Source organism: Archangium gephyra (assembly GCF_049060025.1).
In the GTDB taxonomy this organism is placed as follows: domain Bacteria; phylum Myxococcota; class Myxococcia; order Myxococcales; family Myxococcaceae; genus Archangium; species Archangium gephyra_A.
On sequence record NZ_JBMEQQ010000002.1, the window covers coordinates 6,639,397 to 6,654,331 of the forward strand.

Consider the following 14,935-nt stretch of genomic DNA (forward strand, 5'->3'; position numbering starts at 1 on the left):
GGTGGAGAACACCGCCCCCGTCCCGGGGGACAAGTTCCCACCCGTTGAGAATCCCCCTCTCGCCAGGAATCGAAGCCGCACGGAGCCCCCGCACGGCACGGTCCCGCTCGCCTGCTTGCCCCCTCTGGGAGCCGGCTTCCAGGGTGGCTGGCGCCACAACCATCTGCTACGAATGGGCTCACTTCCGCCCCGGGATTCCCCCCTCTCCCGCCGGCGGTGTCCCGGCATGAATTTCCCTTCGCGGCTGCACGCACTGGCGGCGTTCCTGCCTGCTTCCCTGGTGCGCGCTCTCCAGGAGGACACCTCGCGTCCGCGCGCGGGCGCCCGCAGTGAGCAGCAGGGCGCGGTGCTCTTCGCCGACCTGACGGGCTTCACCGCCGTGGCCGAGACCCTGGAGAACAGCGGCCCCTCCGGCGCCGAGCGGCTGCGCGGCATCCTCGACGCCTTCTTCTCCCGGCTCATCGACACCCTCCTCGCCCATGGCGGGGACGTGCTGCGCTTCGCCGGGGACGCGGTGGTGGCGCTGTGGCCCGCGGAGCCGGACGGGGGACTGGCTCGCGCGGTGCGACTGGCGGCCCAGAGCGCCCGGGCCGCCCAGTCCCTCATCGACGGCAGCGAGCCCGTGGACGGCGTGCGGCTGCGGCTCAAGGTGGGCATCGGCGCCGGGACGGTGCAGCTGTCCGACGTGGGCGGCGAGAAGGGCCGCTGGGACTTCATCGCCTCGGGCGAGCCGCTGCTGGAGATGGCCCAGGCGCAGAACGCGGCACTGCCGGGGGAGATCATCCTCGGCCCCCGCGCATGGCCGTTGCTGAAGGGCGCCCAGGGCGAGCCCCGGGGCACCGCGGGCTGGAAGCTCCTGGGGATGGAGCCCGTGCCGCTGCCGGAGGTGCGCCCCTTCGAGTCGGTGCCGCCGACGCTGGAGCCCGCGCTGTGCTCCTACCTGCCGCGCGTGGTGACGCACCGGCTGGAGGCCGGGCACGGCCAGTGGCTGTCCGAGTTCCGCACCGTCACGGTGATGTTCATCAACCTGGGCGCTCCCGGCTTCGCCTCCGGTCAGCGGCCCGAGGAGCTGCAACGCGCGCTGAGCACCCTCCAGTCCGTCCTCTTCCGCTACGGGGGCAGCGCCAACCAGGTGGTGGTGGACGACAAGGGCGTCGTCATGGTGGCGGCCTTCGGACTGCCGCCGCTCTCGCACGAGGACGACGCGGCACGCGCGGCGCAGACGGCCCTCGACTTGCGCGGCGCGCTGAAGGCGCAGGGCGTGCCGTACCGCCTGGGCCTGGCCACCGGGCGCGTCTTCTGCGGCACCACGGGCGGCACCACCCGGCGCGAGTACGTCATGGTGGGCCACACGGTGAACCTCGCCGCGCGGCTGATGCAGGCCGCGGCGGATGACGTGCTGTGTGATGCCACCACGCTGCGGCTGGCCTCCTCGCGGCTGCGCTTCGAAACCCTCGCGCCCCTGAAGATGAAAGGGATTACGCACCCGGTGCCGGTGTTCCGCCCCGAGCAGGGCGCCGAGAGCACGGGCGCTCCCGCCGCACAGGGCCCCCGGCTCGTGGGCCGGCAGGAGGAGCGCGCGAAGCTCGCCTCGGCGGTGCGGGCGCTGGCCGAGCGGGGCGTGGGCGGCACCGTGCTCCTCGAGGGCGAGGCCGGTATCGGCAAGTCCGTGCTGGTGGGCGAGCTGCTCGAGCGGGCCCGGGCCGCGGGACTGTCCACCGCCGTGGGCCTGGGCACCGCGGTGGAGGGCTCTCCCGTCTGGCATGCGTGGCGTCCGGTGCTCTCGCGCCTGCTGGGGCTCGAGGGGTTGCCGGACGATGCCGCCCGCACCGCGCGCCTCCTGGAGCGGCTGAGCGCCTGGCCCGAGCAGGAGACGTGGGCCCCGCTGCTCAACGGCGTGCTCCCCGTCGAGGTGCCGGAGAACGAGGGGGTGCGTCACCTCACGGCCGCCCTGCGCGGCGCCACCACCCGCGAGCTGCTGGTGCAACTGCTCGACGACTGCGCCCACGAGCGTCCCCGGCTGGTGGTGCTCGACGACGCGCACTGGATGGACTCCGCCTCGTGGGAGCTCGCGCTCGCCGTGCAGCGGCGGGTGAAGCGGCTGCTGCTCGTCATCTCCACCCGCCTCCCGGGAGAGCCGGCCCCCGCCGAGTACCGCCAGCTTCGCGACTCGCCCGGCACGGAGTACCTGCCCCTGGGGCGCATGTCCTACGAGGACGTGCTCGCCCTGGTGCGCCAGCGGCTCGGCGTGCGGACCCTCCCCGCCCAGGCGGCCACCTTCATCCGCGACCGCGCCGAGGGCCACCCCCTCTTCAGCGAGGAGCTCGCGTGTGCCCTGCGCGATGCCCGCTACCTCGTCATCGAGCGCGGCGAGTGCCGGCTGGCGGCGCGCTCCGTGGAGAAGATGGCGCTGGAGCTGCCCGGCACCATCCAGGGCCTCATCACCAGCCGCATCGACCGGCTCACCCAGCAACAGCAGCTCACCTTGAAGGTGGCCAGCGTGCTCGGCCGCGCCTTCTCCTTCGAGCTGCTGCACGCCGTGCACCCGGTGGAGGCGGACCGGCCCACCCTGCCCCAGCAGCTCGCCGAGCTGGAGCGGTTGGACCTGGTGCAGCGCGAGGAGTCCGGCTCGGGCCCGGTGTATGCCTTCAAGCACGTGCTCATCCAGGAGGCGGCCTACCACCTGATGGCCTTCTCCCAGCGCCGGGAGCTGCACCGCGCCGTGGCGCTGCTGCACGAGCGCGAGCAGGAGGAGCGGGGCGAGCAGCTCCAGCCGCTGCTGGCGCACCACTGGCGGATGGCCGAGCAGCCCGAGCGCGCGCTGGAGCACCTGGAGCGGGCCGCGGAGGCCGCCGTCTCGCGGGGGGCGCACGCGGAGACCGTGGCCCTGCTCAAGCGGGCCCTGGAAATGGCCGCCAGCGGCACCGAGCCGGTGGACGGGCTGCGCAAGGCCCGCTGGACCGTGCGGCTCGGCGCCGCGTACCACGCGCTGGGCGAGACGGAGCACAGCCTGCGCCACTGTGACAGCGCCCTGCTCCTGCTGGGGCAGACGCGGCCCGGCACGCGCCTGGGGTGGAGCGGCCGGCTGGCGTGGGAGGTGGTGCGGCACGCCGGGCGCATGCTGCTGGGGCGCTGGCTGCCGGCGCCGCGCTCGGAGGCGGAGCGCGAGCGGCTCACCCTGGCCGCGAGCATCTTCAGCACCCTCTCCGTGCAGACCTTCTACGCGGACCGGCTGCTGGAGCACTTCACCGCCAACTTCGTCGCGGTGAACCTCGCCGAGGCGGCGCGCGACTTCTCCACCGCCACCGTGGCCTACAACTCGCTGGGGTACATGGCGGGCCTGGGCCGGATGGACGCGCTGGCGCACCGCTACTTCCGCCGCGCCAGCGTCCCGGCGGACGCGCGCAGCCCGCATACCGACATCGTCGAGGGCGCCTGGCACCTGACCTTCGGGCGCTGGGAGGAGGGCCTGCGTCTGGCCGAGCAGGGCATCGCCACGGCCCGCCGGCTCCATGACCACTTCACCCTGTGCACCGGCCTGGAGGTGCTGGGCATGGGGCTGGAGATGGCGCGCGAGCCGGTGGCCGCCCAGTACGTGCGCGAGTCCATGCTGCGCGAGGCGAACGAGGTCTCCAATGTCACCAACGTGATGTGGGCCCTCACGGAGATGACGCCCACGCTGTTGCAGCTCGCCCGGCTGGACGAGGCGGCGGAGCGGCTGCGCGAGGCGGAGATGCTGCTCGGCCTGGCGGACCCCACCAACGTGCTGCGCTTCCGCTGCAACGCGGCGCTCGTGGCGCGGCGGCAGGGAGAGCCCGACCGGGTGCTCCTCCACGCGCGCGAGGCCCTGCGCCTGCTGCGCAAGCGCCCCCTCCTCATGTGGTCCGACCTGACGTCCCTCACCTCGCTGGCGCAGGCGTGCCTGGAGGCTCTGGGAGGAGGCGCGCGGCACCGGAGACGCCGAGCCCCGGGCGCTGGCCACCGCGGCCCTCCGGGTGCTGCGCAAGACGAGCCGGCTCCAGCCCACCGCGCGCAGCCGCACCGCCCGTCTCGAGGGCACGTACGCCTGGCTGGAGGGCCGTACCGGGCGAGCCCAGGTGTTGTGGCAGCGCGCCCTCGAGCTCGCCAGCACCTGGCGCATGCCCACCGACGAGGGGCTCGCCCACTACGAGCTGGCCCGCACCTCCGCGCCCGGCGGTGCCCGGGAGCTCCACCTCGCCCGGGCCCGCCACATCTTCGAGCACCTGGACGCGACGGGCTCCCTGCGGGCGCTCGACGCCCTGGAGCAGCCGCGGTTGCCCGCTCCCGCGAAGGCCTCCGCCGGCTGAAGCGCCCGCCTCCGGGCCCTCACCCCGCGTCGATGGTGCCGCCGGGCCTCACCCGGAAGTCGCCGCGGGAGAAGCGCGCCGCGAGCTCCTCGGGCCGCGCCCCGTAGTCCACCCGCACCTCGGTGCTGGGAATGAGGTGGTACGCGGCCCGCACCTCCTCGGGGCCCACCTCCACCACCGTGAAGCCGTGCGCGTCCGTGTCCACGAAGGCGATGCCCGGGTTGCCCTCGCGGAAGGTGGCCTCCTGCTCGGTGACGACGTAGCGGTAGACGGCCGAGCCGGGAGGGAAACCCGCGGCCTCCACCGCCTCTCCCGCCTCCTCCTGCACCGCCGTGGAGGCAATGGAGGGCGCGGTGAGGCACGGCACCCCGTGCTCCGCCGAGGCGAAGGCCGCGTGGATGTCCCCCGCGACGAAGAGCGTGTGGCCGCCGGTGCCGTCCCGCAGCGCCGTCAACAGCTCGCGCCGCTTGTCGGGGAAGCCGTCCCACTGGTCCACGCTGAAGTAGTAGCGGTTGCGCACCGTGGGCGGCTCCACGTCCGGCTTCGCCCTCAAGTCCCAGATCATCGACGTCGTGGACACCGAGCTCGCCACCACCTTCCACGTCTGCGGGCCCTGGGCCGTCTCCAGCAGCCACGCCTCCTGGGGCTCGCCGAGCGCGTCCTGGGCCTCGCGGCCGGAGGTGGCGTACCGCCACGCGGCATACACGTCGAAGGTGTCCTTGATGACCACGTTGCGCGCGCCAATGCTGGAGAAGAGCTCCTGCTTCCCCATGTGCACGAAGGCCAGCCCCCGGGGCTTTCCCGTGGGCTCGATGGGCCCCGCTCCCGGCTGCGCCGCCGCCACCAGCACCGGGTTGACGTAGGCCAGCGCGAGGTTGCCCCGCACGGCCGCCTCGGCCCGCGCCGACGCGTCCGCCACGCTCAGCCCCGCCCCCACCGCGAGCTGCACGTACGCGCCCCGCAGCACGGCCTGCTGCGCGGGGAACTCCTCGATGGGCACGTAGGCGAAGGCGTCCGCCGCGAAGGCCGCGGTGGCGCCCAGGCCGGCCAGCACCGCCGCGTCCATGGCCACCGTGGCGGGGTAGGCGTCCTCGGGGATGAGGTGATCCGGCCGGTGGGTGCGGTAGTCGGTGACGAGCAGCCGCAGGTGCTTGCCGAAGACGAAGTCCCGCCAGATGCGCGTGTCCGGGTAGCGGGGCACGTCCTCCACGTCGATGGCGCCCGCGGGCGAGTCCGTGGTGTCCAGCGGCATGTACTCGAAGAAGGCGAGCTCCGCGTTGCGCCGCCGCTCGGGCTGGAACTCCTCGGTGCGCCCGTCGGTGTACGTGGCGTGCGCGTCCCAGCAGTCGTTGGAGAATTCGTGGTCATCCCAGACGACGATGAACGGGTAGCGCTCGTGCACCTGCTGGAGGAAGGGGTCCGAGCGGTAGGTGCGGTAGAGATCGCGGTAGTTGGACACCGACTGCGCGACGAGCTCCGTGCGCCCCCCGCCCACGTCTCGCGTCAGGGCGGAGCCGGGGTCGGAGAAGCGCACCTCGCGCGCGGGGTCCGGCGAGGGCACGAGCGAGGAGTCGGACTCGTAGACGTAGTCGCCGACGAAGAGGACGAAGTCGAGATCCTCGTCGAGCTGCAGCAGGCGGTGCCAGGAGTTGTAGTAGCGCCCGCGGAAGTCCTGGCAGTTGGCCACGGCGAAGCGCACGGGCGCATTCGTGCCGGAGGCGGCGGCGGTGCGCGTGCGGCCCACTGGCGAGCCCAGGCGCTGGCCGTCCTTCTCGAGGATGAAGCGGTAGTAGTAGCGCGTCCTCGGCTCGAGGCGCGTCACCTTCACCTTGAGGGCGTGGCCATGCGCGGCCCTGGCGACGAGCCCGGCCTGCTCCAGGACGCGCTGCTGGAAGTTCTCGTCCCGGGCGACCACCAGGGTGAGCGCGACGTCGGCCTCCGGGCGCTCGGGGTCCACCATGCGCGTCCACAGCACCACGCTGGTGACACGGGGGTCTCCCGAGGCCACGGACTGGGGGAAGTACGTACGCCCGTCCTCCACGGGCAGCTCATCGTCAGAACAGCCGAAGGCGGTGCTGGCCGCGGCGGCGACGAGGCACTTGAGGACGGTCCGGCGGTGCAGGGGCTGGGACAAGGAGACTCCTCCGCGTCGAGCCGGGCGGTGGGCCCGGAGCGCGCGAGGGTACGCAGCGCCCCCGCACGGACTTCTGCGACTCCGGGGCAGCGTGTCTCCCGTCCGCCACGCGGGCGCCGGAGAGCGTCCACTTTCGGGCATGGATTCAACGGGCGCACCCTTGCAATTCCCTGCTTTCCTGAAAGATAAGAGTCCTTCCCCTCTTCGACCCACCCCCCACCCCGAGGGGAATGGAGACGCGAATGCTCAAGCACCTCGTCACGGCCGCGCTCGGCCTCGGCCTCATCGCCTGTGGTGGTACGGAGAAGGCCCCGGAGACCGCGCAGCCCGCCGGCAACACCCAGGGCGTGGTCTCGGTGTCCGAGCTGCTGGCCAGCTCCCCCGAGGGCCAGGTGGTGGTGGACCTGCGCAACACCCGCAGCGGCTTCCGCGTGGAGCCGGGCGTGGACTACTCGGCCATCAACGTCATCTGCCCGAGCGACCGCGTGATGAACCTGGAGAAGTGGCTGCCCGAGCTGGCCGCCGAGTTCCAGACGTCGCCGGCCTCGCTGGAGAAGGGCTTCACCATGTACCCGCACATGGCGCCCGCGAAGGGCAGCGTGCAGGCCCTGGCCGCGCCGCTCTGCGTCAGCCCGGATCCCTACACCCAGTGCTACCTGCACCGTGAGCCGGACGGAAGCTGGGTGTGCTTCTGCTAGTGCCCCGAGGGCGCGTGCGGTAGGCGCGCCCCGGACAGCCCAGGGCCCCGGTCACCCGGCCGGGGCCCTTCGCTTTTTCAGGGAGTGGCGGTGCCGTCGAAGAAGCGCCGCGCGTGCTCGAGGGCGGACAGGCCCACCTTGTTGCCGAGCTTGCGGCCCACGAAGTCATCCGGCGCCACGTGGATGCCGCCCCACAGCCGGGACTGCCCCGCCTGGTCCGCCGCGTCGTAGTACGTGGCCCATTGCAGGCGCACGTCGGTGGAGGGGCCGCGCTCGAAGGTGAGGTAGGCGTTGCGGCCGGCGACGAACTCACCCAGGCCGCCGGGGAAGTACGCGCTGCCGGTGAGCGCGGTGAGCACCTTGGCCGAGGCGCGGCTGAAGGTGCTGTGCCCGGAGATGAAGCCCGGGAAGGCGGGCGTCACGAAGGTGCGGAGCTGGTAGGGCATCCACTCGACGGCGCGCATCCAGCCGGTGCCGCCCACGTCGTGGATCCGGTCCCCCGGCTCGCCCTGCCAGGTGCTCACCACCACCTGCCCGAGGAAGCGGGCCAGGTGCGCGTGGCGCTGCCCCGGCGCGGAGCTTCTCCGCGGTGACGACCTCGATGAGCCCCGGCACCAGGGGCAGGCCCTCCGGGTGGTACGCCGGCCCGGCGGGGTCCGTCGACTGGCCCAGGCGGCCCATGTACCGCACGAGGGTGATGGGGCGCGCGGTGGCGTGGACGCGCTTCACCTCCCAGGCGACGATGGCCGCGTCGTGCACGGCGCCGTTGAGCGCCAGGTACACCTTCACGTCCCACTCCAGCGCGTCCACGGGCTCGCCCGTGCCGAACAGGCGCCGCGAGAAGCCGGGCGAGTCCGCCACGCTGTTGGCCAGCACGTTCCAGTGGCCCGGCGGCGTCTCGGACTTGGGGCCGTCCGCCCAGAACTCGGCGAGCACGCGCGCGAAGTCTCCGCGCTTCACCAGGTGCGGCGCATACGGCTGGCCGGTGACGGGGTTGACCGGGTAGCCGGTGCCATCATTGGTGCCCAGGGGGTTGTTGCCGAAGGCCCCGGGCGACAGGTCCACCCGCTCGTCGCTGCCCGTCCAGGCCGTCTTGCGCAGCACCTCCACCACGTGCGCGCGCAGCTCCGCGCCGAACACCGGCGGCGCACCCGGGTCCAGGTACAGCCCGCCGCCCTCGGGCCGCGTCAGGGCGAACGGCGTCACCTTGCCCCAGTGCGCGCCGATGTAGCCCTGCACACCCGAGGCGGTGATGATGCCGTTCTGCGTGACGGCCACCGCGAGGTTGAGCGGCTGCCAGAGCGAGGGGTTCGCCACCGTCAGTCCGGGCACGTCCACCACCAGGGGCGTGTTCACCGCCTGGTAGGCCGTGGTGTCCTTGTAGTCCTGCTGCTCGTTGGCTCCGTCGTCCGCGCCCGCGCCGATGATGGCCTGGGCGACGCGGTTGCCGAGCGCGCGGGGGCTGTCGCCGTCCGTGCCCACGGCGTCCGGCGCATACCCGAGCTTCTCCATGAAGGCGCGGAAGCACGCCGCGGACGTGGGCCCGCCGATGGCCTTCGTGTAGCGGTGCGTGAGCACGCGGTAGGCGGCGTAACTCATCGCCTCGGTGCGCGCCGCCGCCACGTCCGGGGCGGTGTGCTTCTCGCGCAGGAAGACGCCATCGGCCGTGGCGTCATAGGCGGCCCACACGTCCCACAGGGCGGCGGACAGGTGGTAGAGGTTGCGCGCGTGCACCGTCGGCCGGGGAATGTCTCGGCGGATGGCGCCCAGAATCTGCTCGTTCCACCGGCGGGCGATGGAGCCCTCGGGGCGAGGATCCACCGCCGCCGCCGGACACGAGGCCGCGGGTGGCGGGCCCGGATCCACCGGCGCGGGCACCGTGGCCACCGCGGGCCCCCGGTGCAGCAGCGTGCCGGCGTTCAGCGCGCCCGAGAGCACGTTGCCGCCCACGGCCCAGACACCGCCCTCCGGGTCCATCCACGCCGCGTGCAGCGACTCCAGCTCGAGCGGCAACCCGAGTGGCACCCGCTCCCATCGGCCCACGGCGCGCCGCCGGTACACCTCGCCCCGGAAGCCCGTGGCCCAGCCGGTGCCATCCGCGGAGAGGGACACGCCCTGCAGCAGCGGGCAGCCCTCGGGAGAGCGGCTCACGAAGCGGCCGGCCGCCTCGTCCAGCTCGAGGATTTCACCCTGGCCCTCGCCGCCCACCACCGTCACGACGCCCCCGGCGCCGTGCACCGTGAAGAGCCGGCTCGTGGTGTCCGTGGGAATCCGCGTGAAGGCCGCACCCGCGCGCGAGCGCAGCACCACGCCCTGCGCACCCACCACGTACACGTCCCCGCCCGTGCCCCACACCTTGAAGAAGCCGGGAATGTCTCCATCGGCCGTGCGCGGCAGCTCGTCATACGGCAGCGCCACCTCGCTCCACTGCGTGCCGTCGTAGTGCCAGATGAAGCCACTCTGGCCGGACACGCTGCCCACGGCGTACACGTCCTCCGGGCTCGGGCCCCACACGCCGTACACCGTGTGGCGCGCCAGGCCCGGCGTGCGCATGCGGGTGAAGACGCCGTCCTCGTAGCGCAGGAGGGTGGCGTTCCCGCCGGCCATCATCACCGGGCCATTCTCGAAGGCGTGCACCCACCACAGGTCCCCGCGCTGGCCGGTGGCCAGCTCCCGCCAGGCCGTCCCGTCATAGTGCAGCACCGCGGGCCCGCGGCCCCGGTCCGCGCCCACCGCCCACACGTCCGAGCTCGAGCGGCCCGTCACCGCGAGCAGGGCCTCGGGCCTCGACTGCGCCACGCGGGTCCAGGGCACCGGCTCCGGAGGAACCGGCTCCGGGCATCCCGCCAGCAGGGCGCCGAGCAGCAGCGTCAGCAGCCAGCCGCCGCGCGCGCGGACCCGTGGCTCGAAGGAGGTGAAGGGGTGCTGCGGCATGGGGGGCTCCTGCGTACGGCGGGGTTCAAGTGGCTCAGCAACCTAAGCCAGGAGAGGTAAGGCCTGTCAGGGGGGGAGGTTCCGGCCGCGAGGGGGAGCAACTGGTCCGATTGTTGGACCAGTTGGCACGCCGCGCGGCCGGAAGGCGCCCGTGCGTTCCCGCGGGAGCACTCCTGACAGGCCTTCCTTCCACTGGCTCAGGGGGACGTGGCGCCCCACTGGAGCGTAGCGGAACGGGTGTCGGTGGCGCGCTCGCCGGACTGCGTCTCGATGGAGGCCGTCAGGCGCACTTCGCGGCCCAGGGCCGGAGAAGGATCGGGCACCACCAGCAGCAGCCCCTCCAGCTCGGCCGGCGCATCCGGCGTCGTGGCCGCTTCAAAGGGCAGCCGGACTTCATAGGGGGACGACACCCGCAGCCCATCCTCCGTGCGCGCCAGGGACAGCGTCACCCGGGCGGTCAGCGGCGTGAGGTCCCAGGCCCGCAGGGACACGAAGACATGCTGGCTGCCCTGGGAGCCGCGGACCAGCTCGAGCGTGGCGCCTTCACCGAGCACCGTGAAATGGCGTCCCGTCCCCACTTCGAGGCGCGGGGGCGGTGCGGGCGGGGGTGACTCGCCCACGCCGCACCCCGCCAGCCACAGTCCCAGGGCGAGCAGGACGGCGCGGGGGCCGGAGAAGACCGGTGCCACACGAGGAGGCGAGGAGCTGAAGGTGTCGCGCAAGAGGTCTCCCAGGCCACGGAACCACACGGCACGGGAGCATAGGCGATCCGGCGTCTGGCCAAGGAGCCGCCCGCTCCGCTCGCGAGCCTGCCTGGTTCCCGAATCCCTCCCGGGCGCGCCCCCCCACGAGCCCGCGCGTCGACACCGGGATATCCTCACCGGGAGGGGGCCCAGGAGCCGACATGCAACGGATTCGCGGGATGATGATGGCCGTGGTGTTGTGCTGTGCGGCGGGCGTGGCGGTCGCGGAGGAGAAACCAGACGCGCGGCTGCGGCAGGCGCGGACGGCTTTCGACGAAGCACACACGCTCTGGGACGCGGGCCAGTATGCGGACGCCGTGGCGAAGGGCGAGCAGGCGGTGGCGCTGCACGAGGCCGTGCTCGGGGGCACCCATCCCGACGTCGCCCGGAGTCTGGACCAGCTCGGTCTTCACCACCTGCTCCAGGGCAACCCTGTCCGGGCCGAGCCGCTCTTCTCGCGCGCACTGGCCATCTGGGAAGCGGCCCTCGGCAAGGACCACCCGGATGCCGCCCGGACGCTCCTCCATCTGGGCAGACTCCTCGCGGACCAGGCGTTGTACAGCCGGGCCGAACCGCTCTTCTCGCGCGCGCTGGCCATCCGGGAAGCATCCCTCGGCAAGGACCATCTCCTCGTCGCCGAGCCGCTCCACCACCTCGCCAACCTCTACATGTCCCAGAGATTGTACGCGCGGGCCGAGCCGCTCTACGAGCGCGCGCTGGCCATCCGGGAAGCGTCCCTCGGCAAGGACCATCTGGAGGTGGCTCGAACACTCCAGGACCTCGCCTGGTTCTACGATCTCCAAGGATTGCTCGCGCGTGCCGAGCCACTCCTGCTGCGCACGCTGGCCATCCGGGAAGCGTCCCTCGACAAGGACCATCCTCTCGTCGCCGATCCGCTCGGCTACCTCGCCAACATCTACGTGGCCCAGGGGTTGAACGCGCGTGCCCAGCCGCTCTACGAGCGCGCGCTGGCCATCCGGCAAGCAGCCCTCGGCAAGAACCCTCCCGACGTCGCCACCTCGCTCCTGCAACTCGCCTATCTCTCCCTGGCCAGCGATCCGAACGCTCCTTTCGAGCCGCTCTTCCAGCGCGCGGTGGCCCTTCGGGAAGCGACGCTCGGCAAGGACCATCCCCTCGTCGCCGACCCGATCGGCTGGCTCGGCTACTTCTACTTCGCCCAGGGCTCGTATGGCCTGGCCGAGCCACTCCTGCTGCGCGCGGTGCGCATTCGGGAACCGGCCCTGGGCGAGAACCATCCCCTCATCGCCGACGTGCTCCTCGACCTCGGCAACCTCTACGTGGCCCAGGGGTTGTATGCGCGGGCCGAGCCGCTCTTCTCGCGCGCCCTGGCCATCCGCAAAGCAGCCTTCGGCGAGGACAACCGCTTCGTCGCCACCGCGCTCCTCGACCTCGGCACCCTCTACGTGGCCCAGGGACTGTACGCTCGTGCCGAGCCACTCCTGCTGCGCGCGCTGGCCATCCGGGAAGCGGCCCTCGGCAGGAACCATCCCTACATCGCCACGACGCTCCGCCGCCTCGGCAACCTCTACGTGGCCCTGGGGGCGTACGCTCGTGCCGAGCCACTCCTGCGGCGCGCGCTGGCCATTCAGGAAGCGGCCCTCGGCGGGAACCATCCCGAGGTCGCTGAAACGATCAACCACCTGGCCCGCTTCTACTCGGCCCAGGGGAGGTACGGCCGGGCCAGGCCGCTTCACGAGCGCGCGCTGGCCATTCAGGGTGCGGTTTTCGGCGGAAACCATCCCAGCCTCGCGGAAACGCTCAACGACCTCGGCGTGGTTCATCTGGCCCAGCGCCGCCCCGCAGAGGCCCTGCCGCTGCTCACGCGCGCCTTCACCTTGTCCGAGCGGCGCCTTCGCCAGGAGTCGCTCGGCTTCTCCGAAGCGCGCCTGGCCAGCTTCCTCCAGTTCCTCCGCGCCGACGAGGAGCGGCTCTACGCCCTGCTGCGCGCCCACCCGGACGATGCCGGCGTCAGACGTCTGGCCCTCGGTGCCGCGCTCCTCCTCAAGGGCCGCTCCGTCGGGGAGAGCTCCGACATCTCCCGGACCATCTACCGGAGCCTGAGCGCGCGGGACCGGGAGACCTTCGAGCGGCTGCGGCGATTGCGCACCCAGCTCGCCCAGCTCTCACTCCAGGGCCCCGGTCCGCTTCCACCCGCCGACCACCAGCGGCGTCTCGAGGAGCTCGCCGCGCAGGGCACCGCCCTCGAAGCCGACCTGGCCCAGCGCTCCGCTCCCCTGCGCGCGCTGGCCACCCTGCCGCCTCCCGCGGAGATCGTCGACCGGGTCGCCACGGCCCTGCCCGGGGACGCGGCCCTCGTCGAGCTCATCGCGTATGTGGACCGCCCGCTCGTCCCCGGGCCCGGCACGCCCGGAACCCAACGCCCCGGCTCGCTGCGCTACCTGGCGCTGGTGCTCTTCCCGGACGCCACCATCCGCTACCGGGACCTGGGACCCGCCGGGCCCATCGACGCCGCCGTCTCGCGGCTGCGCGACGCCCTGGCCAACCGTGACGCCAGCGTCCAGGCCTCCGCCGAGGCGCTCCACCAGCTCGCCTTCCAACCCCTGCTCCCGCTGCTGGGCACGACACGCCGCCTCTTCCTCTCGCCGGATGGCCAGCTCGCCCTGGTGCCCTTCGCCGCGCTGCACGATGGCCAGCGCTTCCTCGTGGACACCTTCGACTTCACCTACCTCCCTTCCGGCAAGCACCTGCTGCCACGCCCCCAGGAGAGCGCGCCCCCTGGCTCCGTGGTCGTCCTCGCGGACCCGGACTTCAGCACCCCCCTCCCCGCACGCCCCGCATCCCAGGCCTCGCGCTCCATGGCCACCGACCGCTTCTTCTCCACCCTGAGCGCGGACCTGACGCAACGCACCTGGGCCACCGTCCCGCTGCCGGGCACCCGCCAGGAGGCCGAGGCCATCCAGCGCCTGCTCCCCCAGGCCCAGCTCTTCCTGGGCCCCGAGGCCACCAAGGAGCGGCTGCTGCGACTGCCTCCACCTGGCATCCTCCACCTGGCCACCCATGGCTTCTTCCTCGAGGACGCGGCGCCCCCACTTCCGGACGCCCGCGGCGTGGGCCACTTCGGTGCGCTGGGCGAGAACCCGCGGGCCCCGAGCCCTCCGGACCCCCTGCTGCGCTCCGGCCTCGTCCTGGCGGGGGCGAGTGCCCCGGCTTCCTCCGGCTCCACGCGGCTGCTGGCCGAAAGCTCCCTGGTGACGGCGCTGGAGCTGGAGGGCCTCGACCTGTGGGGCACCCAGCTCGTCGTCCTCTCCGCGTGCGATACGGGGCGAGGCGACGTCCGGCTCGGCCAGGGCGTGTACGGGCTGCGCCGGGCCTTCCTCGTGGCGGGCGCGGAGACCGTCGTCATGAGCCTCTGGAAGGTGAACGACGGGACGACCCGCACGTTGATGGAGGCCTACTACCGCCACCTGCTCGCGGGGCAGGGCCGTGCCACGGCGTTGCGCGAGGCGATGCTCGAGTTGCGGCGGACCCAGCCCCACCCCCACTACTGGGCCCCCTTCCTCACCCTGGGCCGGGAGACGCCCCTGCGCTTGCCCGCGTCCGGCTCCCAGGGGGCGCCTCCTCCCTAATCCTCGGAGTCCTCCACCTCGCGCGTCATCTCCACCATGGTGGGGCGCCAGCCATGCTTCGCGAAGAGCCGCTGCGCCGCCTCGTTCTTCGACGCGGACATCAAGATGATGCGAGGCACGCCCCGCGCCCGCAGCCGCCGCACCAGATCCTCCAGGAGCAGCCCCGCCACGCCACTTCCGCGCGCGGATTCCTCCACCCAGACGTCGTGCAGCTCGCCGTGCGCATCGAGCAACGCGTTCCAGTCACGGCCTTCCACGGTGGCGTAGACGTAGCCCACCACCGCGCCGTCCCCCTCCGCCACCAGCACCACCGCGCCCTGGCGCTTCAGCTCCCGGGTCAGCCACCACTGGTAGCCGGACTCCACGTCCTCCGCGGGGGCCATGAAGCGCTGGGCGTCATAGGAATGATGCAGGCGGACGAGCGCCCCACCCATGCGTCCCAGCGCGGGGCCGTCCTCGGCCCGGGCGGGCCGGATGGTGATGGACATGG

7 protein-coding genes are annotated in these 14,935 nt (G+C 72.9%); 3 read left to right on the forward strand and 4 right to left on the reverse strand.

The features are described 5' to 3' along the window. The first annotated feature begins 226 nt into the window (after window positions 1-226). Window positions 227-4,435 (forward strand): AAA family ATPase, encoded by a 4,209-nt coding sequence (locus ACN28I_RS28785; RefSeq protein ID WP_420945126.1) that lies wholly within the window; start codon window positions 227-229, stop codon window positions 4,433-4,435. Here ACN28I_RS28785 and ACN28I_RS28790 read toward each other — a convergent pair. Continuing rightward, on the reverse strand, window positions 4,348-6,462 hold the full coding sequence (locus tag ACN28I_RS28790; RefSeq protein WP_420945127.1) for an alkaline phosphatase D family protein: 2,115 nt from the start codon (window positions 6,460-6,462) through the stop codon (window positions 4,348-4,350). The genes ACN28I_RS28785 and ACN28I_RS28790 overlap by 88 nt on opposite strands. A gap of 242 nt (window positions 6,463-6,704) precedes the next feature. Between ACN28I_RS28790 and ACN28I_RS28795 the strand changes: the two genes are divergently transcribed. Continuing rightward, on the forward strand, window positions 6,705-7,160 hold the full coding sequence (locus tag ACN28I_RS28795; RefSeq protein ID WP_420945128.1) for a hypothetical protein: 456 nt from the start codon (window positions 6,705-6,707) through the stop codon (window positions 7,158-7,160). Window positions 7,161-7,469: 309 nt separating this feature from the next. On the opposite strand, the gene ACN28I_RS28800 is transcribed toward ACN28I_RS28795, so the two are convergent. Further along, a complete protein-coding gene (locus tag ACN28I_RS28800) occupies window positions 7,470-10,094 on the reverse strand; it encodes a DUF6851 domain-containing protein (RefSeq protein ID WP_420945129.1) in 2,625 nt (874 codons plus the stop codon). Between the two features lie 197 nt (window positions 10,095-10,291). Then, window positions 10,292-10,816 carry a hypothetical protein gene (locus ACN28I_RS28805; protein WP_420945130.1) on the reverse strand — a complete coding sequence of 175 codons (525 nt, stop codon included), beginning with the start codon at window positions 10,814-10,816 and terminating at the stop codon, window positions 10,292-10,294. Window positions 10,817-10,998: 182 nt separating this feature from the next. Between ACN28I_RS28805 and ACN28I_RS28810 the strand changes: the two genes are divergently transcribed. Further along, window positions 10,999-14,445: a tetratricopeptide repeat protein gene (locus tag ACN28I_RS28810; RefSeq protein WP_420945131.1), complete on the forward strand. Its 3,447-nt coding sequence runs from the start codon at window positions 10,999-11,001 to the stop codon at window positions 14,443-14,445. On the opposite strand, the gene ACN28I_RS28815 is transcribed toward ACN28I_RS28810, so the two are convergent. Continuing rightward, window positions 14,442-14,933: a GNAT family N-acetyltransferase gene (locus ACN28I_RS28815; protein ID WP_420945132.1), complete on the reverse strand. Its 492-nt coding sequence runs from the start codon at window positions 14,931-14,933 to the stop codon at window positions 14,442-14,444. The genes ACN28I_RS28810 and ACN28I_RS28815 overlap by 4 nt on opposite strands. Window positions 14,934-14,935: the final 2 nt, after the last annotated feature.